Origin of the sequence: Bacillus sp. SIMBA_026 (assembly GCF_046535335.1) — a bacterium.
Taxonomy (GTDB): Bacteria; Bacillota; Bacilli; order Bacillales; family Bacillaceae; genus Bacillus; species Bacillus velezensis.
This window is the reverse complement of record NZ_JAWRWX010000001.1, coordinates 706,921-730,060: the sequence shown is the minus strand read 5'-3', so window position 1 is coordinate 730,060 and position 23,140 is coordinate 706,921. Positions and strand designations below refer to the sequence as shown.

The 23,140-nt window shown below is 47.0% G+C and carries 26 protein-coding genes; 1 reads left to right on the top strand and 25 read right to left on the bottom strand.

The features are described 5' to 3' along the window. Positions 1-96: 96 nt before the first annotated feature. The 21 genes from trmD to SB847_RS03595 form a co-directional block, all read right to left on the bottom strand. Positions 97-828 carry a tRNA (guanosine(37)-N1)-methyltransferase TrmD gene (gene trmD, locus SB847_RS03695; RefSeq protein WP_003154289.1) on the bottom strand — a complete coding sequence of 244 codons (732 nt, stop codon included), beginning with the start codon at positions 826-828 and terminating at the stop codon, positions 97-99. Continuing rightward, the gene (gene rimM, locus SB847_RS03690; RefSeq protein WP_003154290.1) at positions 825-1,349 is read right to left on the bottom strand and encodes a ribosome maturation factor RimM; all 525 of its coding nucleotides are present in this window, start codon (positions 1,347-1,349) and stop codon (positions 825-827) included. The genes trmD and rimM overlap by 4 nt, the downstream gene beginning before the upstream one ends. A 4-nt stretch (positions 1,350-1,353) precedes the next feature. After that, a complete protein-coding gene (locus SB847_RS03685) occupies positions 1,354-1,740 on the bottom strand; it encodes a YlqD family protein (RefSeq protein ID WP_003154291.1) in 387 nt (128 codons plus the stop codon). A gap of 89 nt (positions 1,741-1,829) precedes the next feature. Next, positions 1,830-2,075: a KH domain-containing protein gene (locus tag SB847_RS03680; protein WP_007611392.1), complete on the bottom strand. Its 246-nt coding sequence runs from the start codon at positions 2,073-2,075 to the stop codon at positions 1,830-1,832. Beyond that, entirely contained in the window at positions 2,075-2,347 is a 273-nt protein-coding gene (rpsP, locus tag SB847_RS03675; protein ID WP_003154296.1) for a 30S ribosomal protein S16, read from the bottom strand. Before rpsP ends, SB847_RS03680 begins: the two co-directional genes overlap by 1 nt. A gap of 105 nt (positions 2,348-2,452) precedes the next feature. Continuing rightward, positions 2,453-3,793 carry a signal recognition particle protein gene (gene ffh / locus SB847_RS03670; RefSeq protein WP_095060044.1) on the bottom strand — a complete coding sequence of 447 codons (1,341 nt, stop codon included), beginning with the start codon at positions 3,791-3,793 and terminating at the stop codon, positions 2,453-2,455. A gap of 13 nt (positions 3,794-3,806) precedes the next feature. Then, on the bottom strand, positions 3,807-4,139 hold the full coding sequence (locus SB847_RS03665) for a putative DNA-binding protein (protein WP_003154299.1): 333 nt from the start codon (positions 4,137-4,139) through the stop codon (positions 3,807-3,809). A 121-nt stretch (positions 4,140-4,260) separates the two neighbouring features. Further along, the gene (locus SB847_RS03660; RefSeq protein WP_410562299.1) at positions 4,261-5,031 is read right to left on the bottom strand and encodes a phosphotransferase family protein; all 771 of its coding nucleotides are present in this window, start codon (positions 5,029-5,031) and stop codon (positions 4,261-4,263) included. Positions 5,032-5,114: 83 nt separating this feature from the next. Further along, positions 5,115-6,104, bottom strand: coding sequence for a signal recognition particle-docking protein FtsY (gene ftsY / locus SB847_RS03655; RefSeq protein WP_003154301.1), 990 nt, complete (start codon positions 6,102-6,104; stop codon positions 5,115-5,117). 19 nt (positions 6,105-6,123) lie between these two features. Further along, positions 6,124-9,684 carry a chromosome segregation protein SMC gene (smc, locus tag SB847_RS03650; RefSeq protein ID WP_410562303.1) on the bottom strand — a complete coding sequence of 1,187 codons (3,561 nt, stop codon included), beginning with the start codon at positions 9,682-9,684 and terminating at the stop codon, positions 6,124-6,126. Between the two features lie 101 nt (positions 9,685-9,785). After that, positions 9,786-10,535, bottom strand: coding sequence for a ribonuclease III (rncS, locus tag SB847_RS03645; RefSeq protein WP_410562305.1), 750 nt, complete (start codon positions 10,533-10,535; stop codon positions 9,786-9,788). A gap of 138 nt (positions 10,536-10,673) precedes the next feature. After that, positions 10,674-10,907, bottom strand: coding sequence for an acyl carrier protein (gene acpP, locus SB847_RS03640; RefSeq protein ID WP_003154310.1), 234 nt, complete (start codon positions 10,905-10,907; stop codon positions 10,674-10,676). A gap of 84 nt (positions 10,908-10,991) precedes the next feature. Then, positions 10,992-11,732: a 3-oxoacyl-[acyl-carrier-protein] reductase gene (gene fabG / locus SB847_RS03635; protein WP_032874875.1), complete on the bottom strand. Its 741-nt coding sequence runs from the start codon at positions 11,730-11,732 to the stop codon at positions 10,992-10,994. After that, positions 11,725-12,678 carry an ACP S-malonyltransferase gene (gene fabD, locus SB847_RS03630; RefSeq protein WP_003154316.1) on the bottom strand — a complete coding sequence of 318 codons (954 nt, stop codon included), beginning with the start codon at positions 12,676-12,678 and terminating at the stop codon, positions 11,725-11,727. Before fabD ends, fabG begins: the two co-directional genes overlap by 8 nt. Before the next feature lie 18 nt (positions 12,679-12,696). Beyond that, positions 12,697-13,695 (bottom strand): phosphate acyltransferase PlsX, encoded by a 999-nt coding sequence (gene plsX / locus SB847_RS03625; RefSeq protein WP_007409758.1) that lies wholly within the window; start codon positions 13,693-13,695, stop codon positions 12,697-12,699. Between the two features lie 13 nt (positions 13,696-13,708). Next, positions 13,709-14,275, bottom strand: a complete 567-nt coding sequence (gene fapR, locus SB847_RS03620) for a transcription factor FapR (RefSeq protein ID WP_003154320.1) — start codon at positions 14,273-14,275, stop codon at positions 13,709-13,711. Between the two features lie 106 nt (positions 14,276-14,381). Then, the gene (gene recG, locus SB847_RS03615) at positions 14,382-16,430 is read right to left on the bottom strand and encodes an ATP-dependent DNA helicase RecG (RefSeq protein ID WP_410562310.1); all 2,049 of its coding nucleotides are present in this window, start codon (positions 16,428-16,430) and stop codon (positions 14,382-14,384) included. Next, on the bottom strand, positions 16,408-17,310 hold the full coding sequence (gene sdaAA / locus SB847_RS03610) for an L-serine ammonia-lyase, iron-sulfur-dependent, subunit alpha (RefSeq protein ID WP_003154324.1): 903 nt from the start codon (positions 17,308-17,310) through the stop codon (positions 16,408-16,410). The genes recG and sdaAA overlap by 23 nt, the downstream gene beginning before the upstream one ends. A 20-nt stretch (positions 17,311-17,330) precedes the next feature. Beyond that, positions 17,331-17,993, bottom strand: a complete 663-nt coding sequence (gene sdaAB, locus SB847_RS03605; RefSeq protein WP_017417764.1) for an L-serine ammonia-lyase, iron-sulfur-dependent subunit beta — start codon at positions 17,991-17,993, stop codon at positions 17,331-17,333. Between the two features lie 142 nt (positions 17,994-18,135). Next, positions 18,136-19,803, bottom strand: coding sequence for a DAK2 domain-containing protein (locus SB847_RS03600; protein WP_410562313.1), 1,668 nt, complete (start codon positions 19,801-19,803; stop codon positions 18,136-18,138). A gap of 15 nt (positions 19,804-19,818) precedes the next feature. Then, a complete protein-coding gene (locus SB847_RS03595; protein WP_003154327.1) occupies positions 19,819-20,181 on the bottom strand; it encodes an Asp23/Gls24 family envelope stress response protein in 363 nt (120 codons plus the stop codon). Between the two features lie 258 nt (positions 20,182-20,439). On the opposite strand from SB847_RS03595, the gene rpmB reads away from it, so the two are divergent. Continuing rightward, complete coding sequence (gene rpmB, locus SB847_RS03590; RefSeq protein ID WP_003154328.1) at positions 20,440-20,628, top strand: 50S ribosomal protein L28; 189 nt, start codon at positions 20,440-20,442, stop codon at positions 20,626-20,628. Between the two features lie 77 nt (positions 20,629-20,705). On the opposite strand, the gene spoVM is transcribed toward rpmB, so the two are convergent. The 4 genes from spoVM to rsgA all read right to left on the bottom strand — a co-directional run bounded on the left by spoVM (position 20,706) and on the right by rsgA (position 23,128). Further along, complete coding sequence (spoVM, locus tag SB847_RS03585; protein ID WP_003154329.1) at positions 20,706-20,786, bottom strand: stage V sporulation protein SpoVM; 81 nt, start codon at positions 20,784-20,786, stop codon at positions 20,706-20,708. Between the two features lie 86 nt (positions 20,787-20,872). Continuing rightward, positions 20,873-21,517 carry a thiamine diphosphokinase gene (locus SB847_RS03580; RefSeq protein ID WP_410562318.1) on the bottom strand — a complete coding sequence of 215 codons (645 nt, stop codon included), beginning with the start codon at positions 21,515-21,517 and terminating at the stop codon, positions 20,873-20,875. Between the two features lie 65 nt (positions 21,518-21,582). Continuing rightward, on the bottom strand, positions 21,583-22,236 hold the full coding sequence (gene rpe / locus SB847_RS03575) for a ribulose-phosphate 3-epimerase (protein ID WP_062623349.1): 654 nt from the start codon (positions 22,234-22,236) through the stop codon (positions 21,583-21,585). A gap of 1 nt (position 22,237) precedes the next feature. Then, positions 22,238-23,128 (bottom strand): ribosome small subunit-dependent GTPase A, encoded by an 891-nt coding sequence (gene rsgA / locus SB847_RS03570; protein WP_410562320.1) that lies wholly within the window; start codon positions 23,126-23,128, stop codon positions 22,238-22,240. Between the last annotated feature and the right edge of the window lie 12 nt (positions 23,129-23,140).

Below are 23,140 nucleotides of genomic sequence, written 5' to 3'. Positions count from 1 at the left end.
GGCACAGCGGAACATCGTTTTCAAGCTTCTGAAGGATAAGCCTCCTTAAGCCACAAGTAGTATCTTATCATATCTTCATCGCCTGCGCAATAGAATCTATTCGTTTTCCCACTCGGAAATCCATTTTCTTTGCTCATCAGTGAGAGGATAGTTTTCAAGAAGATCGGGACGTCTTAAAAAGGTTCTTCTGATTGATTCTTTATTGCGCCATTCTTGTATTTTGGCATGGTTGCCGGACAGAAGGGTCTCAGGCACTTTTAAGCCTTTATAATCTGCTGGCCTCGTATAGTGAGGATGCTCTAAAAGCCCCGTGCTGAAGGAATCCTCCACGTGGGATGCTTCTTTCCCGAGGACGCCCGGCAAAAGCCTGACAACGCTGTCAGCGATCATCATGGCAGGGAGCTCTCCCCCGGTCAGCACAAAATCCCCGATGGAGATTTCATCAGTGACAAGATGTTCCCGGATCCGTTCATCATACCCTTCATAATGTCCGCAAATAAACATGAGATGTTCCTCTTCCGCCAGCTCCTCGGCTTTCTTCTGCGTATAACGCTCACCTTGCGGGCAGACGAGAATAATGCGCGGCTTGGCGTCCGTACCGGCTGTCAGCTTTTCAACCGCATCAAATACAGGCTGCGGCTTTAACACCATCCCGGCTCCCCCGCCGTACGGGTAATCATCAACCGTTTGGTGTTTATTATCCGAAAAAGCCCGGAAATTGATGACGTCAAAACGGACAGCCTCTTTTTCTTGTGCTTTTTGCAGAATGGATGAGCCGAGCACCCCTTGAAACATTTCGGGAAACAGTGTTAAAAAGTCGATTTTCATTCGTCTATTAACCCTTCCATTACATGAATCTTAATTTTCTTCTCATTTATATTAATATCCTTTACCACAGAAGCAATATACGGAATGAGCGCATCTTTTTTGCCTTTTCTTGCAACCACCCATACGTCATTAGCCCCGGGCGTCAAGATTTCCTTCACTGTGCCGATCAGTTCCCCGTCTTCTGACACAACCTCGCAGCCGATGATTTCATGAAAATAAAATTCATCTTCTTCAAGCTCTCCCAAGTCTTCTTCAGGGACTTTGATCACCATGTTTCTTAGGTGCTCGACTTCATTGAGACTCGGCATTTCTTTGAATTGCAGCAGGTGAAACTGCTTGTGAAGCCTGTGGGCGCTGACCGTTACTTTGATTGGCTCCGCAGCCCCTTCCGCAAACAAATAAAGCGTATTGCCGGGCTTGTACCGTTCTTCGGCAAAGTCCGTTTTAGAAATGACCCGCACTTCGCCTTTAATGCCGTGGGTATTTACAATTTTGCCTACATTAAACCATCTGTTTGTCATATTATCACCTCGGGCGGATTTCAATTACTACCCCGTCTTTTATGACGATGGTATTTGCCGCTGTTTTTTCATGCCAGTTATCACCGACGTTGATTGAAAGCAGCGCATCGATCTCCTTTTCCTTCACTTCGCTTCCAAGCGGGAGCGACTCTGTCTGGCTTATTTGGAAATCGATCATTTTGATTTTGTCTTGTCTTTTTTCAATGGCTTTTTTAAAAGATTCCGCTACATCGGGATTCTGCTGATCTTTTTCATGTTTTCTAAGCTGAAAATAGAGCTGGCTGCATTCTCGTTCAAGCGTTTGCTTTTTTTCTGCAAAAGAGGCCAAAAGCTTTTCCTTGCTTTGCTCGGTCAGAACCTGCATAACGGTTACCCTGTGAATAATCTGCATAGTACCAGACTCCCCACTCTTCCAACATATTTCTGTTCATTTGCCTTTTTTACGTGTAAAAAAAGGGGAGGTGCCGGCCCTCTCCCTTTTCAGTCAAATATTTCAAATTGAACTTTCTTAGAAGACTGTGCGCCAGCTGCAAAAACGACGGTTCGAATCGCTCTTGCAGTCCGGCCTTGCTTTCCGATAATTTTACCGGTATCTGACTTATTGACAGATAAGCGCAGCGCAATCTTTTGATCAGTCTCTTCCTTTGTGACCGTTATGTCTTCCGGATGGTCGACAAGCGGAGCCACAATGCTGACAATCAAATCTTCCAAGTTCTGATCAGTCATTACTTGCCTTGTTTAGCGTTGTGGAATTTTTCCATAATTCCTTGGCTTGAGAACAAGTTGCGGACTGTATCAGAAGGTTTAGCTCCTGTTTGAAGCCATTTAAGAGCAAGCTCTTCGTTGATTTTCACTTCAGCCGGCTTTGCAACCGGGTTGTATGTGCCGACTGTTTCGATGAAACGGCCGTCACGCGGTGAACGAGAATCTGCTACAACAATACGATAGAAAGGAGATTTTTTTGCTCCCATACGTTTTAAACGAATTTTTACTGCCATTTTACTAGCACCTCCGAAAATATTTCAACAAGATAGTATATTAACAATGATAAAAGTGTTTGTAAAGTGTTTTTTCTTAACAACGGTTTTATCATGTATAACCGATTACATAAAAGGTAATTTAAAGCCTTTTTTCTTCCCTTTTGTCATGTTGGTCATCTGCTTCATCATTTTTTTCATTTCCTCAAACTGCTTTAAAAGACGGTTGACTTCCTGAACGGATGTTCCGCTTCCTTTGGCAATCCGCTTCCGCCGGCTGGCGTTAATGATATCCGGCTGTTCTTTTTCAAGAACAGTCATTGATTTAATGATCGCTTCCACATGATTCAGCTGTTTTTCATCGACTTGGATGTTTTTTAAGCCTTTCATTTTGCCTGCGCCGGGCATCATTTGCAGCAGTTCGTCAAGAGGCCCCATGTTTCGGACCTGGCCGAGCTGCTCCAGAAAATCATCCAATGTGAAGCTCATCGTTCTCATTTTCTGCTCAAGCTCTTTGGCTTTGTCTTCATCAACGGTCGCCTGAGCTTTTTCAATCAGCGTCAGCACGTCACCCATTCCGAGAATCCGGGATGCCATCCGTTCAGGATGGAACGCTTCAAGAGCATCGAGCTTTTCTCCCATTCCGGCGAATTTAATCGGCGTTTCGGTGACCGCGCGGATAGAAAGCGCCGCACCTCCGCGGGTATCCCCGTCAAGCTTTGTTAAAATGACGCCCGTTAAACCGAGCTGGTCATTAAAGCTTTTGGCGACATTTACCGCATCCTGACCGGTCATTGAGTCGACGACAAGGAAAATTTCCTCAGGATTTGCGACTTCCTTTACGCCGGAGAGCTCATCCATCAGTTCGTGATCGATGTGCAGCCGTCCGGCGGTATCTAAAATCACATAATCATGATGCTCTTCCTTCGCTTTTTCAATCGCCTGTCTGGCAATTTCCACCGGGCTGACCTGATCGCCAAGCGAAAAGACCGGCATATCAAGCTGTTTCCCCAGTGTTTCCAGCTGTTTAATCGCGGCGGGGCGGTAAATATCCGCAGCCACGAGCAGCGGTTTGCGGTTATGTTTTTTGCGCAGCAGGTTGGCAAGCTTCCCCGTGGTTGTCGTTTTACCGGCACCTTGGAGCCCGACCATCATAATAACGGTCGGCGGGCGTTTGGCGGCGGCAATCTTGCTTTCTTCGCCGCCCATCAGCTCGGTAAGCTCTTCTTTTACGACTTTAATAACCTGCTGACCGGGTGTCAGACTCTGCATAACGTCCTGTCCGACAGCCCGTTCACTTACTTTTTTCACAAAATCCTTTACGACTTTAAAGTTAACGTCAGCCTCAAGAAGCGCAAGACGAACTTCACGCATCATCTCTTTTACGTCTTGTTCGCTGACTTTTCCTTTTCCGCGGATTTTTGAAATCGTCTTTTGCAGTCGGTCGGCTAATCCTTCAAATGCCATTGTTTGCCGCCTCCTAATCTAATTTCTCAAGCGCTTCAATCAGAGCCGTCATTTTTTCCTCTTCCTGCAACCCGGAAGCAAGCTCTTTCAGCTTTGTAAACATTTCTTTACGCTCCTGAAACTTTTTAAAAAGGAGCAGTTTTTCTTCATATTGTTCAAGCATCGCTTCAGTCCGTTTGATGTTATCGTAAACGGCTTGCCTTGAAACGTCATACTCTTCGGCTATTTCACCAAGGGAGAAATCGTCCAGATAATAAAGCGACATATAGCTCTTTTGTTTTGACGTCAGCAACGACTGATAGAAGTCAAATAAATAGTTCATTCTCGTCGTTTTTTCGAGCGACATTTGAGCTCTCCCCTTTGTTAAGTCAAATCCCTTTACAAAAACTTAGTTTACATGGTTTCAGAGCGTGTGTCAAGTTTTTATCTTGTCAAAGCATGATGCTCTTTTTACATAATAAGTTTTTTTAAAAAAATTCATATAGACCGTCGTTAAAATACTCGAATTCTTGTTTTGATACACGATAGCGGCAATAGCCTTCATAAAAAGCATTGAGGCATGCTTCATTTGTGATAAAATGACTGATCGCTAATGATTCATCATATCGCGGATCTCCCGCCGATATTCCCGCAGCATCGATAAACAGATAGACCTCTCCGTCTTTCACCAGCACATTATCAGTCGTGCAGTCACCGTGAATCATTGTCTGCTGAACAGGAACAGGCCTGTACCTGTCTAATTCCTTCAAAAGCTCTGCACTTCCTTCAGCCTGTCCTTTTTTGACATATTCTCCGGCTCGTTTGATTTGCAGATCGAGCCAGTCTGTCTCCGGCTGTAAACCAGAGACCATTTCGGTTTCATGCAGCCGTTGCAGAAACTGGCCGAAACTTTTGATCAGCTTTTTCTTTTCAGTATCCCCTTTTGCTTTTCTTAAAGCCGAAGTCAGGGTGATTCCATCCTCAAATGACATTATGATATGGCTGGCATGCTGTTCCTGTATCATCCCATAATAAACAGGAACAGGCAGACGACGAGTTTCCGTCAGTTTTTGTAAAACGAAGGCTTCTCTCATTAACCATTCCCGATACTTCTGTTGAAAAGAACTTTTCAGCAGAAATGCGTCTTGGCCGGTCACTATTTTTCGAACGGTTGAAGTGCCTCCCTGTTCATCCAACAGCGACATATGGTTTATCGCCCCGATCTTACTTTCCAATTCAGCTTTCAGCCATTTGTCCAACAATTGCCCCCTCCATTCCGATCTATCAATGCGTATAAAAAAACGAGTATAAAACCGTCCATTTTATACTCGTTTTTTATTCATTAATCCTCGGCTTTTTCAACTAAATCAGAAAAGAGACCGTATACGTAAGATTCTGCATCAAACCGCTGGAGATCGTCAACCTTTTCTCCGAGGCCGACCAGTTTCACGGGGATGTGAAGCTCATTGCGGATCGCCAGGACGATACCGCCTTTTGCGGTGCCGTCAAGCTTCGTTAACGCGATACCCGTCACATTCGTCGCTTTGGAGAATTCTTTCGCCTGCGCCATCGCATTTTGGCCTGTCGTCGCGTCCAGCGCAAGGAGAACCTCATGCGGAGCCTCAGGCACTTCGCGTTCGATGACGCGTTTGACTTTTTCAAGCTCTTTCATTAAGTTTACTTTATTCTGAAGGCGGCCGGCCGTATCACAAATCAGCACATCCGCTCCTCTTGCTTTAGCCGCGTGTACGGCATCATAAATAACCGCAGCAGGGTCGCTTCCGGCAGCCTGTTTAATGACAGGCACGCCTGTACGCTCCCCCCACACTTCAAGCTGTTCAATCGCCCCGGCTCTGAAGGTGTCTCCGGCAGCGAGCACAACGGATTTGCCTTCATTTTTCAGCTTATGGGCAAGTTTTCCGATCGTTGTCGTTTTTCCGACGCCGTTTACCCCGACAAGCAGAATAACGTTCAGGCGCCCGTCCTGAATATTTAATTCAGAAATCTGTTCGTCGCCGCTATTATAAATGTCGACAAGCTTTTCAGAAATGACGGACTGCACTTCCTGAGGATCCTGGATGTTTTTCAGCTTCACTTCTTTTTTGAGCTCATCAATCAGCTCCATAACGGTTGTAAAACCTACGTCAGCGCCAATCAGCACTTCCTCAAGCTCTTCGAAGAAATCCTCGTCGACTTTCCGGTAGCGGGAGACGAGTTCGTTCACTTTATTTGAGAAGGAATTTCTTGTTTTTTCAAGACCATCTTTAAATTTTTCAGAGACGGAGTCTGTCTGTTTCGTGATTTTCTCTTTTAATTTTTTAAAAAAGCTCATCTTTCAACCTCTTTCCTCGTTACTGAACGAATTCTTTTGTTTCTTCCAGTTTGACCGAAACCATTCGGGAAACGCCGGATTCCTGCATTGTAACACCGTAGAGGACATCCGCTTCTTCCATAGTGCCTTTTCTGTGGGTGATGACGATAAACTGGCTGTCGCCGCTGTATTTTTTTAAATATTGCGCAAACCTGAATACATTGGCTTCATCAAGCGCAGCTTCCACTTCATCAAGGACGCAGAACGGCACGGGCCTTACTTTCAGAATGGAGAATAAAAGGGCAATGGCAGTCAGCGCCCGTTCTCCCCCTGACAAAAGATTTAAGTTTTGCAGTTTTTTGCCCGGAGGCTGCGCGATAATGTCCACCCCGGAATTAAGAAGATCATTCGGATCAGTCAGCTTCAGTTCAGCCCGTCCTCCTCCGAATAAAGAACGGAACACGTCGTTGAATTGAGAACGGATCTGGACAAACGTTTCATGGAATCGCTTCGTCATTTCAGAATCCATTTCTTCAATGACTTGAAACAGTGTGTTTTTCGCTTCCGTCAGGTCATTTTTCTGCTCTGTTAAAAACTGATACCGTTCGTTTACTCTTTCAAATTCATCGATGCTGCCGAGATTGACCGTTCCGAGCTCTTCAATTGAAAGCTTGATCAGTTTGACCCGTTTTCTCGCCTCTTCAGGCTCGAGTTCGAGCTGATATTGTTCTTTTGCCCCTTCAAAGGATAAGCTGTACTCCTCGCGTAAATACTGCAAGAGATTATCAAGCTCGACTTCCATCCGGCCGAGTTTTACCTCTTCATCTTTCAGAATGTCCGTTTTTTGCTTGTACAGACGCTTCATCTCTTTCAGCTCAAGCTCGTTCGTATCAAGCGCCCTCTGAAGCTTCACCCGCTGGTCGCGCCGGCTGGCGATCAATTCGATCGTTCTCGTTTTATCGTGAAGTTTATGATGGGCTGCTTCTTCAAGCTGCTCCTCACCGCTTGTGCTGGACGTCATCTCTGAGGTCAGGAGGCTTAAATCTTCCCGTGTTTCTTTCAGAGCGAGCTGCGTTTCTTCAAGCTCTTTTTTCAGCCTTTTGAGGTTGTCTTCCTCACTCGAGCACGCCTGTTCTTTTTTCGCAGCGGCCACTTTACATTCCGTCAGTTCATGAGAGAGCGTTTCTTTTGTTGAGGATAGGGTCTGCTTTTGTTTTGTCAGCTTTTCCATCTCTTCCTCAAGCTCTTTCAGCTGGCCGGATGCCTCACTCAGCTGTTCTTCCAGAGCTGATTTGCGCGTCTCTTTTTCCCGGCTGCTTTCCGTCAGCGATGCTTTCTCCTGATCGTAAAGCTCCAGATGGGTATTGATGTTCTTTTCAGCGACTTCGAGTTCATACAGCCTGCCTTTTACATCCTGCTGCTTTGTTCTGAAAGCTTCACCGTCTTCACGGAGACCGCTCAGCGTATGTTCAAGCTCTTGAATGGCCTGCTTCAGCGTTTTGACCTCTTTTTCAAGCAGAGCTGTTTTTTCTTCCATTTCGGCAAGCCGCGCAGTCACCGTCTCAAGCTCACGGCTTCTGCCGAGCAGAGAATTGTTTTTCTTTTTGACCGCGCCGCCTGTCATTGATCCGCCTGGATTGACGACATCACCCTCAAGCGTCACGATGCGGTAGCGGTGCCCGAGAAGCTTGGCCAGTTCATTTGCGCCTTTTAAATCTTCAGTGATCAGCACGGTGCCGAGAAGGTTTTGAATGACATTCCGATACGCGGCATCATATGTGACAAGCCCGCTCGCTGTGCCGAGGAAAGACGGATGCTTTGAAGCCGTCTGTTCATCACGGGTTTGGAGCTGGCGCGGTTTCATAACCGTAAGCGGCAGGAACGTCGCGCGGCCGAATGAATTCTGTTTTAAATATTGAATCGCTTTCCGCGCCGCCTGCTCGTCGTCTGTGACAACGTGCTGCGCCGCTGCGCCGAGTGCAATCTCGATCGCCGTTTCATATTTTTGTTCGGTGGCAATCAGTTCGAGAACGGCGCCGCGGATGCCGCCAAGCTGCTCTTTCTGCTTCAGCACTTCTTTTACGCCTTGGTAAAATCCTGAAAAATCGCCTTGCATCGTTTCAAGCATATCTTTTTTGGATCTGGCCTGCTGGACGAATTGATACGCCTGATACAGCGCAGATTCTTTCTTTTCATATTGGCGTTTTTTTTGTTCATATGCTGTCTGGACTTCGCGAAAGCGGACGACCTGATTGTGAATATCCTCTTCAACGGCGGCCAATTCTTCTTCGCACGCCGCTTTGCGGACTGCAATATCGTTACGTTCTTCAAGGTATTTTTCATTGTTTGCGGTCAGTCTCGCCTGCTGGACCGCAGATTGGGACATCTGGTCATCTAAAAGCTGCAGCTCGTTGCGAATCGACGCCTGGCTGTTTAACAATTCAAAGTAATCGCTTTTTAATTGTTCGATTTTGTCTTCTACATTTTCATTATGCAGACTGAGAGCCTGCTGCTTTTCTTTCACCTGGGCGTTTAACCGCTTCACTTCCGCACGCAGCTTATCATAGACGGCAGACTGTTTTTCAATGTCCGCTTTCAGTTCGGCTTCTTTGTTCGTGTAATGTGTAACGGATTCCTCAAGCTGTTCCCGGTTTTGCGCGGCGTTTTTTTTGCGCTCTTTCAGCACTTCTTTCCGGCCTTCCAGCTTTTCCAGCTCTTCACTTGTCACGAGCAGAACCTGCTGCAGTTCGTTGACCGATTCATCAAGCGCGTGGATTTTATCTCTCGTCTCTTCTATCATCGCTTCTTTTGCGGACAGAGCCGATGATTCCGCCAATTCTTCTTCTTTAGCAGCCTGCACCTTGTCTTTTAAACCCGACCATCTGCCATGCAGTTCTTCGATGTCAAAGGCGGTAAGGGCGATTTCGACATGCTCAAGCTCTTTCTTTTTTTCTAAGTAGTCTTTGGCGATTGATGCCTGGATTTTCAGCGGTTCGACCTGATCTTCAAGCTCGTGGAGAATATCTTCCACCCTGTTTAAGTTATCCTGCGTCTCAAACAGTTTGTTTTCCGCTTTTTTCTTTCTTGTTTTATATTTCAGCACGCCGGCCGCTTCTTCAAAAATACTGCGGCGGTCTTCCGCTTTGCTGCTGAGAATCTCTTCGACTTTCCCCTGGCTGATAATAGAGAATGCTTCTTTCCCGAGCCCGGAGTCCATAAATAAGTCAATGATGTCTTTCAGGCGGCACTGCTGATTGTTGATGAGAAATTCACTCTCTCCGGAACGGTACACCCGTCTCGTCACGCTGACTTCGTGATAATCGATCGGGAGAAAATGATCTTCATTATCAAGCGTTAACGTGACTTCGGCAAGGTTCAGCCGCTTGCGCGAATCACTTCCCGCAAAAATGATATCTTCCATTTTTCCGCCCCGAAGCGAGCGGGCTGATTGTTCGCCGAGCACCCAGCGGATGGCTTCGGTAATGTTGCTCTTTCCGCTGCCGTTCGGACCGACAACGGCCGTGACGCCTTTTACAAAGTCAACGGATATCCGTTCTGCAAACGATTTAAATCCTATAACGTCTAAACGTTTGAGGAACATCCCAGATCCTCCTTATCGTATAAGTATCTCAATATTATCATAATCACCCGCTTATATCAGGCGCAGACATACTGAAATCCCCCTAGGGAAACAGGGGGATTTTATTGTTTCGTATGATGTTTTTGCATTTTTGCAAGAGCTTCCTGTGCCGCATGCTGCTCGGCTTCTTTTTTGGAACGTCCGTTCCCGATACCGAGCGCCTCACCTTTAAGAGAGACAAGCGCCTCGAATTCCCGGTTGTGGGCAGGCCCTTTTTCATTGAGAATTTTGTACTCAAGCGATCCTTTTCCGTCCCGCTGTACAAATTCTTGAAGCTGGCTTTTGAAATCCATCACATGAGAAAAAGCACCATCGTTTATTTTAGGGAACACGTACACTTTCAGGAATTGCTGAACCGGGTCAAGGCCCTGATCCAGATACAGTGCGCCGATAAACGCTTCAAACACATCCGCTAAAAGCGCAGGACGCTTTCTGCCGCCCGTCATTTCTTCTCCTTTTCCCAAGAGAACAAGATCGCCGAATGACAATTCATGGGCAAGTGAGACGAGTGACGGCTCGCATACGATAGCGGCTCTCAGCTTCGTCAAATCTCCTTCACTCATGGCCGGATATTTGGCAAATAAGAATTGGGAGATCGTCAGTTCCAAAACAGCGTCACCTAAAAATTCAAGCCTTTCATTGTCTTCATACGGCTTTTTCCGATGCTCATTCACATAAGATGAATGTGTAAATGCTTGATACAAAAGTTTCTCGTTTTGAAAATGAACCGAAATCCGTTCTTGGAACTCTTTAAATTGCTCTATTTTTTTATAGAACTTTTTTTTATCTTTAAAATGTGAGTATTTTGACATAGTAACCTCCATAGGCACATCAGGTTCACCGCGCTCCCCGCCGTAAACGGAATCGGCAGCGCGTACAGCGTCAGACGCCGGTAACCGAACGATTAAAGGGCTAAAGCCCCGCTGTCAGGCGGGACTTTTAGCATCAGCTTATTGCTGGTTTTGTATGTAGTTCACAGCGTCGCCGACTGTTGCAATCTTTTCAGCATCTTCGTCAGAAATCTCCATATCAAACTCGTCTTCAAGTTCCATAACAAGCTCAACTACATCTAGGGAATCAGCACCTAAGTCTTCCTTGAAAGAAGCTTCAAGTTTGACGTCAGCTTCATCAACGCCAAGGCGGTCTACGATGATTTTCGTTACACGCTCTAATGTATCTGCCATAGCAATTCACCTCCCCTCAAGTATTATAGAGGATTCGTTTTTAAAAAACTAGAGAAACTAGGATGAAATTTTAAAAACAAATCTTTACATCACCATTCCGCCGTCAATATGAAGGGTTTGGCCCGTCATATAACGCGATCCTTCAGAAGCAAGGAACGTAACAACGCTGCTGATATCGGAAGGATCACCGAAACGCGCGAGCGGAATCTGCTTCAGCATTTCATCTTGGACTTCTTTAGAAAGCTTGTCCGTCATATCTGTAGAAATAAAGCCCGGAGCAATGGCATTAACCGTAATATTTCGGCTCGCAAGCTCTTTGGCTGATGACTTCGTTAAGCCGATTACACCGGCTTTTGCCGCCACATAGTTCGCCTGGCCGGGGTTTCCGCTGACGCCGACGATTGATGATACGTTGATAATCCGGCCGGAGCGCTGTTTCATCATCTGTCTTGTCACGGCTTTCGTGCAGTTGAATACACCTTTCAGGTTAATGTTAATGACATCATCCCATTCATTTTCTTTCATTCTCATCAGAAGATTGTCTTTTGTGATCCCCGCATTGTTCACGAGAATGTCGATTGAAGAAAATGCAGCGACAGCCTCTTTCATCATGTTTTGTACTTCTTCGGAATTTGATACATCGGCTTTTACCGCGATCGCGTTTTGGCCCAAAGATTTGATTTCATCTACGACTTCGTTCGCTTTCGCTTCATTCCCGGAGTAGTTGACTACTACGTTACAGCCGTTTTTCGCAAGATCAAGCGCGATCGCCCGCCCGATTCCGCGGGACGCTCCCGTTACCACTGCTGTTTTTTCATTAAGCATCCTGATTCTCCTCCTTCAGCGTTTGAATCGCCAGTTCGATGGTTTCATGGTCAGAAACCGAGATTGTTTTAAGGCGGCGGTTCACTTTTTTCACAAGGCCTGAAAGCACTTTTCCGGGCCCGATTTCAACAAACGTCGTGACACCTTCGTCAATCAGTTTGTTAATGGTTTCTTCAAAGCGCACAGGTGAGTACAGCTGTTCGATCAATTTTTTCTTGATATCGTCTTTTTCTGTCATAACGTCAGCCGAAACGTTTGAAATCACGGGAACAGCCGCATTTTTTAACTCACAGGCGCTGAGCACCTCCTCGAGTTTTTGCGCTGCCGGCTTCATTAATTCAGAATGGAACGGTCCGCTTACTTCTAATGGGATTGCCCGTTTTGCTCCGTTGTTTTTCGCTTCTTCTGAAGCAAGCTCCACGCCTTTTGCCGTTCCGGAAATGACGATCTGGCCGGGGCAGTTCAGGTTTGCAAGCTGTACGAGATGACCGTTTTCCGTCACTTGATCCGTCACCTTTTTCAAGGACTCCGCATCCATTCCGAGAATAGCTGCCATGGCGCCTTCTCCGGCCGGCACGGCTTCATTCATGAATTCTCCCCGTTTTCTTACCGTGTAAACGGCATCTTTAAATGTCATCGCTCCCGCCGCAACAAGCGCCGAATATTCTCCGAGGCTGTGGCCGGCGGTGAAATCAGGGGTGATGCCGGATTCTTTAAACTTTTCCAATACGGCGATGCTCGTTGTCAACAGCGCGGGCTGCGCATTGTATGTAAGGGTCAATTCTTCGGCGTCACCTTCAAAAATGAGTGAGCTCAGCTTTGTTTCAAGCGTTTCATCCGCTTCATCAAAAATACGTTTTGACGCTTCTTCGCGTTCGTACAGGTCTTTTCCCATACCGATATATTGTGATCCCTGTCCGGGAAATAAAAATGCAATCTTACTCATGATGCGGTAACCTCCAGACTACTCATCTGTTTTTTCTTCTTTTACTTCTTCTTCTATAAATGCGGCCACGTTTTGGCTGACCATTTCTCTCGCCTGGCGCAGCGCATGGTAAACAGCGCGTGCGTCAGAAGAGCCGTGCGCTTTAACGACGGGCGCTTTCAAACCGAAAAGACTCGCCCCGCCGTACTCAGAATAGTCCATTTTCAGTTTCATTTCCATCAGCTTCGGCTTCAGCACTCCCGCTGCGAGCTTAGAAACAAAACTTGAAGTCAGTGTATCTTTCAGCATTTTGAAAATCGATAACGCTGAACCTTCCAATGTTTTCAACGTGACGTTGCCCGTAAAGCCGTCTGTGACGATGACGTCAGCAGCGCCTTCGAGCAAGTCTCTCGCCTCTACGTTTCCGACAAAATTCACGTTTGTTTCTTTTAATAATTCAAACGTCTTTTTTGTCAGGTCGTTTCCTTTCTTTTCTTCCGTGCCGACATTTAACAAGCCGACGCGGGGCGAGCTGATTCCGAGAACCTGCCGGGCATATACAGATCCCATAATTCCGTACTGGACGAGATGCTCCGGTTTGGCATCGACATTGGCTCCCACGTCCAAAAGAAGGAAACCGTCGCCTGAAACGGTCGGAAGCGTCGGCGCAAGCGCAGGCCGGTCGATTCCTTTAATTCTGCCGACGATAAACAGTCCCGCTGTCATGAGTGCGCCCGTATTCCCCGCTGAGATGCAGGCGTCCGCTCTGTTTTCAGCCACTTCCTGCGCCATCAGCACCATAGAAGAGTTTTTCTTTCTGCGTACGGCGCGGACCGGTTCATCCGTCGGTTCAATCACTTCATCGGCGTGCAACACAGTGATGCGGTCTGATGTTGTTGGCAAGTGTGATTCTATCGTTGTCTTGTCACCGACCAGCGTAATATGAAGATCGTCAAATGCCTCAATACTCTTCATTACTCCGTCAATAACAGCTTTGGGTGCGTTGTCGCCTCCCATTGCATCTACAGCTATTCTCATGCATGCTCCACCTTTATGATTGTTTTGAACGGTACATGTCAAAGCTGCCGGAGAACACGACTTCTTCTCCCACATAGCTGTTGACTTCAACTACCGTTCTGCCTTTTTCTTTTTCGACTGCCGTCACTTTGGCTTTCGCAACGACGCGCTCGCCTTCTTTCACCTGTCTTGTAAAGCGGATATTTGCGCTTGCGGTCAGCGCCAGCTCATCATCAATGACGGCTACGGCGAGTGAGTTCGCCTGCGCAAACAAATGATGCCCCCGCGCAATTTGATTGCGGCTGAAGACATGTTCGCGTCTTACTTCTAATATGGAAATGGCCTGGCCGTCAAGCTCCAGATCAATAATTTCACCGATCACTTCGTCTAAAGACAGTGATTTCACTTCATCATCAAGCGTTTGTTCTGCCACGTTTTTAATTCTTTCCCTCAGCTCCGGTATTGAGAGCTCTAAGCGGTCTAAACGGATCGTCTGAATGCTGACGCCGAATTTCCCCGCTAATTCTTCATCTGTGATGAAGGGTGTCGATTTGATCGTCTGCTGCAATAATTTTTGGCGTTCTTTTTTGCTTCTTCTCATCTGTAAACACCATCCGGACAATTAAGACTAGGTACTAATAGTAGTATATAATCTCATAGATTGGAATGCAATGATTGTTTTTTGAAAGCCGCCGAATTTTACAGAATCAGCTTAATTTCTCCCCTTCCAAGACGCCGCTTGAAAGTAATTGACCGCGCAGCATGCGGTATTCGTCATCTTTCCAAAAAGCCTCTGAAGACACCAGATTGACCGCATCCTGGCGGGCCGTCTCCAAAGCTCTGTAGTCATGAACCATATCCGCCACCTTGAACTCGGGCATACCGCTCTGTTTTTTTCCGAAGAAATCCCCGGGGCCGCGCAGTTCAAGGTCCTTTTCAGACAGCTCGAAGCCGTCGTTTGTCTCCGACATGATTCTCATCCGTTCCTTCCCGGTTTCGGATTTCGGATCTGCCATCAAGATGCAGAAAGATTGGTGGTCTCCCCGCCCGACCCGGCCGCGGAGCTGGTGGAGCTGAGATAATCCGAAACGGTCGGCGTCATAGATGACCATAATCGTCGCATTCGGCACGTTCACCCCGACTTCTACGACGGTTGTTGACACAAGTACCTGACATTGATTGGCGCTGAATTCTCTCATCACCTGATCTTTTTCATCAGAATGGAGCTTCCCGTGCATCAGGCCGACATTCCATTTCCCGCGGTAAACGTCAGAAAGCATGTTATATACGTCAATCGCATTCTGTACATCCAGTTTATCCGACTCTTCAATGAGCGGGCAGATAATATAGGCTTGCCTTCCCTGTTTCAGCTCTTTTTCTATAAAAGCCAAAATCCGCTCCAGCATGTCGTGTTTCACCCAATACGTTTCGATTTGTTTTCGCCCCGCGGGCATTTCATCTATCACGGAAACATCCATTTCTCCGAAGACGGTAATGGCCAACGTTCTCGGAATCGGGGTGGCTGTCATAAACAGCACATCCGGATCCTGGCCTTTATTCTTGAGTTTTTTGCGCTGTTCGACCCCGAACCTGTGCTGCTCGTCCGTAATGACAAGGCTCAGCGCTTTAAATTCCACTTCATCCTGGATTAAAGCATGGGTACCTACTAAAATATCAATCTCTCCGAGAGCAAGCCGCTCCAAAAGCTCCCTGCGCCGCTTTCCTTTTACAGAACTCGTCAAAAGCGCGATATTCACATCTTCATTTGCAAACAATGATACGAGAGAATCTGCATGCTGTTCGGCCAGAATTTCAGTCGGCACCATTAATGCCCCCTGATACCCCGACAGAATCGCAGCGTACAAAGCGATGGCGGCGACGGCCGTTTTCCCTGAACCGACATCACCTTGCAGCAGACGGTTCATTCGGTAAGGAGATGTCATATCAGCGGTAATTTCTCGAAGCACGCGCGTCTGTGCGGTTGTGAGCGAAAACGGCAGGCTGTCTGTGAAAGCGGCGAGCTTTTCAGCAGGGAACACATGGCTGATGCCTTTTGACTGTTCCCTTTCCGCTTTACGGAACGCCTGCATTTTCAGCTGAAATAATAAGAATTCCTCGTAAACAAACCGGCGTCTTGCCTGCTGTAACGATTCCCTCGTTTCAGGCTGATGCATCGTCTGCAGGGCATGTTTGTAATCAGGCAGCTTGTAGCGGATTCTCAATTTTTCAGGAAGCGGATCGGCCGCACTGTCCAAATGATGCTCCAGCGCTTCCTTAATAAACCGTCTCATCATTTTTACGGTGACGTTTTCTTTAACGGAATAAACAGGCTCAATGCTTTTATCTTCTTGATGAGGACCGTTTTTTAATTCCTGCACGGAAACGGTCTGTCTGTGTTTATCCCATTTCCCGGATATTGTGACGACAGAACCTAACGTCAGTTTCTTTTTTAAGTAGGGACGGTTAAAGCAGACCGCGGTAATTAAATAATTGCCGACAAGCACCCTGAATGTCAGCCTGTTTCGTTTTTTGCCGTAATAGGTAAGAGAAGGCTCTGAATGAACCTTCCCTTCTACCGTCACTCTTTCTTCATGTTTTACTTCTTCTAAGTCCCTCAGCTCATAGTCGTCATAACGGTAAGGGAAATAATTCAGAAGATCAGAAATGTCATAGATACCAAGTTCGCGCAATGTTTTTTCTGTTTCCGGCCCAATGCCCTTAATTTCCGCTATACTAGTTTGCTGATGGTGTGTCACTTGATTTCAGCGCTCCTCCGAAAATTTTTTTCTCTAATTCTCTTCCCGTCGGTGTCGCGGCTAAACCGCCTTGTCCCGTTTCACGCAGTGCTGTCGGCATTGTCTGGCCGATTTTGTACATCGCGTCAATCACCTCATCGCAAGGAATGCGGCTTGTAATCCCGGCCAGCGCCATATCCGCCGCGATCATTGCGTTCGATGCTCCCATTGCATTTCGTTTGACACACGGCACTTCTACCAATCCGGCGACCGGGTCACATACGAGACCGAGCATATTTTTCAGTGTAATCGCCATTGCTTCCGCTGATTGCTGAGGCGTTCCGCCCGCCATTTCCACAATCGCAGCCGCTGCCATGCCTGATGCTGACCCGACTTCCGCCTGACAGCCTCCTGCCGCTCCTGAAATACTCGCATTGTTTGCTACGACAAAACCGAACGCGCCGGCTGTAAACAGAAAACGGATCATTTGTTCTGTCGTAGGGTTCAGCTTATGCTTTACGGCGAATAACGTTCCCGGCACAACCCCGGCAGAGCCGGCGGTCGGTGTAGCGCAGATCGTTCCCATGGCCGCATTGACTTCATTTGTCGCGACAGCTTTAGAAACGGCGTCTAAAATCAGATTGCCCGACAGGCTTCTTCCCGATTGGATGTATGCCTGAAGTTTCACGGCATCTCCGCCTGTTAAACCGGTCTGACTCGTGACGCCCTTCAGCCCCTTTTCAACAGCTGCTTCCATGACGGAGAGATTGCGCTCCATTCCTTGAAAGATTTCTTCCCGCGTTTTTTGCGTTACTTCCATCTCTTGGGTGATCATCACTTCCGAAATCGGAATTTGTTTTTCTTGAGTGATTTCTATTAATTCTTTTACATTACGAAACATGTCATTTTCCTCCTGACTTTTTAGTCAGCTATCTTAGTAACCTGTATAATATTAGGAAGTGTTGAAAGCTCGTCAAGCACTTCTTCTTCAATATTCTGATCGACCTCAATCGTCATCAGCGCAAGCTGGCCGACGTCCTTACGCGCCACTTCCATATGTCCGACGTTGATGGAGAATTTCGCAAGCACATTGGCAACGCCTGCAATCGTGCCGAATTTATCATTGTGAACGACTAAAATAGCCGGATGGTTTCCGGAAAGACGCAGCTCAAAGCCATTGAGCTCCGTGATTTCTATTTTTCCGCCGCCGATGGAAATACCAGTAAGGGCAAGCTCTCCCTCATCATCAGAAATGACGATACGCGCCGTATTCGGATGAACGGGCACGGCATCCTCTGTACGGAACTCTACATATATGCCCTTCTCTTCCGCAATTTGAATCGCTGTTTTAATCCGTTCATCAAATGTATCAAAATCAAGCAGGCCGCCGATAATCGCGACATCAGTGCCGTGACCCTTATACGTCTCCGCAAATGATCCGTAAAAAGACACAATGATCCGGCGGGGCTCCCGCCTGAATAGGCTTCTGGCCACTCTGCCGATCCGGGCGGCGCCTGCGGTATGTGAACTGGACGGACCGATCATTACCGGGCCGATAATATCAAAAACGCTTCTATACTTCATGCTGGTTTGTTCCTCCTTAACATCACTCTATTCAGCGCTTTTCTTTAGACTAATTGAACATTTCTCAATTGGCAAGCAGGCACACTGCCGCACTGCCGCAGGTAAATAAAGGCATAAGAATAGAAGGGCCTGATAAGCCCTTCTATTCTGCCGCAAATATATATGGATACAGAGGCTGTCTGCCGTTATGGATTTCAACCTCGATATCTTCACAGACGCTTGCAATATACTCAGCAAGTTTCTCAGCTTCTTCTTCCGGCGCGTCCTCTCCGTACAGGATGGTGACGATTTCATCTTCTTCCCCGATCATTTCATCCAGCAGCAATTTCGCCGCACTCATCCGATCTTCGGCGCTGCCGATAATTGAACTGTTTAAAATGCCGATAAAATCACCTTTTTTAATATCTTTGCCGTCAATATGGGTGTCTCTGACTGAATATGTCACCTGGCCGCTTTTCACATTCCGGATGGCCTCAAGCATATTGGCTTCATTTACATCAGCCGGCTGGTCAGGGTTAAACGCAAGCAGGGCGGTCATGCCTTGAGGGACCGTTTTTGCCGGAATGACAATGACATTTTCTTCAGCCACGCTCGCCGCCTGATTGGCAGCCATCACAATATTGGAATTGTTCGGAAGAATGAAAACCGTCTCCGCATTGACAGACTGAACGGCTTCAACAATATCTTCCGTGCTCGGATTCATTGTCTGGCCGCCTTCGATTACGTGTGAAGCGCCGATGCTCGTAAACAATTCAGAAATGCCCTCTCCCATTGCCACAGTCACGATGCCAAAAGGCTTGCGGGCTTCTTTCATAACGCCGGCCGGCTTTTTTTCATCATGTTCTTGGCTGATGATTGAAGTATGCTGTTCCCTCATGTTTTCAATTTTAATTTTAATCAAATCGCCGTAACGCTGTGCGAGATTGAGTACGTTCCCTGGTTCTTCGGCATGAATATGGACTTTCGCCAGCGTATCATCAGCCACGACCAGCAATGAATCGCCGAAACGGCTCAGTTCGTTTCTGAACGTCTCTTCCTTGAACGTCCGTTTATCTTGATCCAGCCTTACCATCACTTCCGTACAAAATCCGAATTCAATATCTTCTGTACTCAGCATGCTCTGCGCGCTTTTATGATGCTCGGCATTCACCATATCATCGAGTGCCGGAAGAACCGCTTTTTTCGGTACGGCCTCTCCTTTTAAAGCAGCCAAAAAGCCTTCATATACACAAAGCAGACCTTTTCCGCCGCTGTCAACGACACCGACGTCCTTTAAAACAGGAAGCAGATCCGGCGTGCGGTTCAGCGACGCTTCCGCTTCTTCAATAACGGCCTCCATGAGAGCAATGATATCGGTTTCTTCTTTAGCCGAGGCGACCGCTTTTTTAGCCGCATCCTTGGCCACGGTTAAAATCGTTCCTTCAACCGGTTTCATGACCGCCTTATATGCCATATCCACTCCCGCTTGGAGTGCTGCGGCAAATTCTTGGGCGTCTATTTGGTTTTTGTTTTCAATGCTCTTTGTGAAACCTCTGAACAATTGGGACAAGATCACCCCTGAGTTTCCTCTCGCCCCCATAAGCAGGCCTTTTGACAGGGCGATGCCGACTTTGCCGATGTCGGGTGAGTCAATGTGCTCTACCTCTCTTGCACCGGATGACATCGATAAATTCATATTTGTTCCGGTATCGCCGTCAGGCACGGGAAACACGTTCAGCGCATCCACCGCGGATGCGTTTTGAGACAATGTCTCAGCCCCCGCCAGAATCATTGCCGCAAAAGCTCTCCCATCTAAGTTTCGTCTAGACAATACTCATCCTCCTCACTACGGGTTCGTTACTCGTACGCCTTGGACATAAATATTTACAGAATCAACTGCAAGTCCGATTGTTTGATTTACTGTGTATTTTACCTTCGTCTGAACATTGTGGGCTACTTCGGATATTTTAGTGCCGTAGCTGACAATAATGTACATGTCGATATGTATTTGTTCGGCTTCCTGACGGACATGTACGCCTTTTGCGAAGTTCTCTCTCCGGAGGATTTCAGACAAACCGTCTTTAATCTGGTTTTTTGAGGCCATCCCCACTATTCCGTAACAGTCAATGGCAGCGCCTCCGGCAACCATTGCGATGACTTCGTTGGATATATCAATCTGTCCGTATTTTGTCTTCATTTCAATGGACACACAGGTTCCTCCTTCAGGTGCATAGAGTTATCATTATTCTACTATATGTATCCCATTATGAAAAGAAAAGATACAGACAGCGGCCTTCAGCGCGGAAATGTGATTGGTTTTACATGTCAAGTGATTTTTCTTGAAAGTAAGGGAAACAATAGTTGCAAACGGTTTTTAGCTGTGGTAAATTATTTAAAGTATTGTATAACGAAAGCATCTGAGACACTATGTTTGAAAAGATGTTTCGCGCAGTTAGGAGGGAAACAAATGGCACGTAAATGTTTTATTACAGGTAAAAAAACAAAAGCCGGAAACAACCGTTCTCACGCAATGAACGCTTCTAAGCGTACTTGGGGCGCCAACCTTCAAAAGGTCCGCATCCTCGTTGACGGCAAACCTAAAAAAGTGTATGTATCTGCCCGGGCTTTAAAATCCGGTAAAGTTGAGCGTGTATAAGCAAAAATGAACGCCTGCCCTTTTATGCGGCAGGCGTTTTTTATGCGTTCAAAGAGGGCAATTTCAGCTTCTTGGGCTTACTCTTTTCTAAATGAGCCCAGCATCGCCCGGACAATTCCTCCTAAAAACTTCGGCAATTTAATGGTATAAAATTTCATTTTGTCCCCTCCTATAAATCCCGTATCCGCTGCGTTCATCACTTTAGGATTCATGGTTTTTTCCGCATATGGCAGAAGCCGCTTTTCTAATCCGCGCTCCTTACCATTATTAATATGCCTTTTGCAAACGAAAAAGTACCTCGTGAATGAATGAGTTCGTTACTAATACATAGTGTGGAACCCAGAGGAATATGACAATTATCAAGGGGATATTTAAAACCGTCGAGTGTCAGGCCGTCTGCCGCTTCCGTAAACGGAATGAAAGAAATATAGCGTCTGCTTGCTTTCTCTTCAATTGTATAACGGCCGGGCCCGAACATCTGAATGTCATTCTGCCGGTCGATCAGCTCGACATCGGTATTCTTATGTAAAGCTTTATACAGCAGCTGGATGTTCCCTAAAAAGTGATCGGCTCTTCCGCCCGTCACACCGAATATCCGAATGGTTTCCGGTTCTAGTTGTAAAGCCCAGTCAAGGGCGAGTTCAAGATCGGTATAATCTTTTTCCGCCTGATATACATGGAGGGCCGGCGCCGCTTTTTGAATCTGCATGAGCTCCTCTTCCGTAATGCTGTCAAAATCACCGAAAGCTTCCTGCGGAATGATTTCGGCCTCCAAAAGAGCAACCGTCCCTTTATCGACTCCGACCCATGTCGTATCTCCGTCTGTGTATTCGGATAGATCGGGAATAAGCTCCCGCGGGCCGCCCGCAACAATATTGATTGTCTTCATATGTTTTCCTCTCTCTTAGACGCGAAAAGAGCCGGCGGCTTTCACCGGGCTCTTTTTCAGCATGTTTATGATGCGTTTCGGATGTCAGCGATGGCTTTTTTCCGATCCGGCTGATTATATACGGCAGACCCGGCAACAAGCAGATTGGCGCCCGCTTCAGCGCATAAAGGGGCTGTTTCTTTATTAACGCCTCCATCCACTTCGATTAAAAGCTCAGACAGACCTTTCTCCTCAGCCAGCTGTTTGACCTGACGGATTTTCGGCAGAACCGAATGAATGAAGCGCTGTCCGCCAAAACCGGGGTTAACCGTCATTAACAGCACAAGGTCAAGCTCCTCGATCACATGTTCAATCATGTGGACGGGCGTATGCGGATTGAGCACAACTCCCGCTTTTACCCCCTGCTCTTTTATCAATTGAATGGTCCGGTGAAGATGCGGACACGCTTCAGCATGAACGGAAAGGATGTCCGCACCGGCTTTTGCGAATGCCGGGATGTAGCGGTCCGGGTTTTCAATCATAAGATGGACATCCAGCGGCAGATCAGTCACCGGACGGACGGCTTCAACGATAAGCGGCCCGATTGTAATGTTAGGGACGAAATGGCCATCCATGACATCAATATGGATATAGTCCGCCCCTCCTTTTTCCACGTCTTTAATTTCCTCGCCCAGTGAAGCAAAATCGGCGGAAAGAATTGATGGCGCAACCTTAATCATATTAATACCTCGGCTTTCTCTCTTTTATTTCCTGCATAAATTCTTTGTAATGCTCATAGCGGTACGGCTGAATCTCTCCTTCTTCCACCGCTTGCTTTACCGCGCATTTCGGCTCCTTAAGATGCAGACAGCCTCTGAATTTGCAAGAGGCGCTTATTTCTCTGATCTCAGGGAACGTGCTGCCCAGCTCTTCTTCCTCAATGCCGGTAAATTCAAGCGAACTGAATCCCGGAGTATCCGCCACCAGACCGCCTGATGTATGAATGAGCTCCACATGGCGCGTCGTATGTTTTCCGCGTCCCAAATGCGCGGAAATCTCGTTTGTTTTCAGCTCAAGCTCCGGGCTGATCGCATTTAAAAGCGAAGATTTTCCGACTCCGGACTGACCGGCAAACACCGTTGTTTTGTTCTCGAAGTGTTTCACAATGCCTGTTAAGCCGCTGTTTTCTTTTGATGACGTCACATATACGTCATAACCGATTGCCTGATAGTCTTTCACGTAAGAAAGTATCACCTCTTTCGATTCCCCGTCTGCAGCTAAGTCCATTTTGGTTATGCAGATGATCGGGTGAATGCCGTTGGCTTCCACAAGGACGAGAAAACGGTCCAATAAAGACGTGCTGAACGCCGGCTGAACGGCAGAAAAGACGAGAACGGCCTGATCGACATTTGAAATCGGCGGCCTGATCAGCTCGTTTGTTCGTTCTTTGATTTCCAGCAGGTAGCCTTCTTTATCATTTTCAGCCTGATAAACGGCATAATCGCCGACCAGGGGCGTTATTTTATTTTTTCTGAAAATGCCCCGGCCCCTGCATTGAATGATCTTGTCCTGTGATTCATCCAAGACATAATAGAATCCGCTTAACGCTTTTATAATTTTGCCCTCAGGCATAGGGTCCCTCCT

Coding starts and splice junctions, on each gene's coding strand:
- trmD (WP_003154289.1), bottom strand. CDS start 828: ATGAAAATCGACTTTTTAACACTGTTTCCCGAAATGTTTCAAGGGGTG.
- rimM (WP_003154290.1), bottom strand. CDS start 1,349: ATGACAAACAGATGGTTTAATGTAGGCAAAATTGTAAATACCCACGGC.
- SB847_RS03685 (WP_003154291.1), bottom strand. CDS start 1,740: ATGCAGATTATTCACAGGGTAACCGTTATGCAGGTTCTGACCGAGCAA.
- SB847_RS03680 (WP_007611392.1), bottom strand. CDS start 2,075: ATGACTGATCAGAACTTGGAAGATTTGATTGTCAGCATTGTGGCTCCG.
- rpsP (WP_003154296.1), bottom strand. CDS start 2,347: ATGGCAGTAAAAATTCGTTTAAAACGTATGGGAGCAAAAAAATCTCCT.
- ffh (WP_095060044.1), bottom strand. CDS start 3,793: ATGGCATTTGAAGGATTAGCCGACCGACTGCAAAAGACGATTTCAAAA.
- SB847_RS03665 (WP_003154299.1), bottom strand. CDS start 4,139: ATGTCGCTCGAAAAAACGACGAGAATGAACTATTTATTTGACTTCTAT.
- ftsY (WP_003154301.1), bottom strand. CDS start 6,104: ATGAGCTTTTTTAAAAAATTAAAAGAGAAAATCACGAAACAGACAGAC.
- smc (WP_410562303.1), bottom strand. CDS start 9,684: ATGTTCCTCAAACGTTTAGACGTTATAGGATTTAAATCGTTTGCAGAA.
- rncS (WP_410562305.1), bottom strand. CDS start 10,535: ATGTCAAAATACTCACATTTTAAAGATAAAAAAAAGTTCTATAAAAAA.
- acpP (WP_003154310.1), bottom strand. CDS start 10,907: ATGGCAGATACATTAGAGCGTGTAACGAAAATCATCGTAGACCGCCTT.
- fabG (WP_032874875.1), bottom strand. CDS start 11,732: ATGCTTAATGAAAAAACAGCAGTGGTAACGGGAGCGTCCCGCGGAATC.
- fabD (WP_003154316.1), bottom strand. CDS start 12,678: ATGAGTAAGATTGCATTTTTATTTCCCGGACAGGGATCACAATATATC.
- plsX (WP_007409758.1), bottom strand. CDS start 13,695: ATGAGAATAGCTGTAGATGCAATGGGAGGCGACAACGCACCCAAAGCT.
- fapR (WP_003154320.1), bottom strand. CDS start 14,275: ATGAGAAGAAGCAAAAAAGAACGCCAAAAATTATTGCAGCAGACGATC.
- sdaAA (WP_003154324.1), bottom strand. CDS start 17,310: ATGTTTCGTAATGTAAAAGAATTAATAGAAATCACTCAAGAAAAACAA.
- sdaAB (WP_017417764.1), bottom strand. CDS start 17,993: ATGAAGTATAGAAGCGTTTTTGATATTATCGGCCCGGTAATGATCGGT.
- rpmB (WP_003154328.1), top strand. CDS start 20,440: ATGGCACGTAAATGTTTTATTACAGGTAAAAAAACAAAAGCCGGAAAC.
- spoVM (WP_003154329.1), bottom strand. CDS start 20,786: ATGAAATTTTATACCATTAAATTGCCGAAGTTTTTAGGAGGAATTGTC.
- SB847_RS03580 (WP_410562318.1), bottom strand. CDS start 21,517: ATGAAGACAATCAATATTGTTGCGGGCGGCCCGCGGGAGCTTATTCCC.
- rpe (WP_062623349.1), bottom strand. CDS start 22,236: ATGATTAAGGTTGCGCCATCAATTCTTTCCGCCGATTTTGCTTCACTG.
- rsgA (WP_410562320.1), bottom strand. CDS start 23,128: ATGCCTGAGGGCAAAATTATAAAAGCGTTAAGCGGATTCTATTATGTC.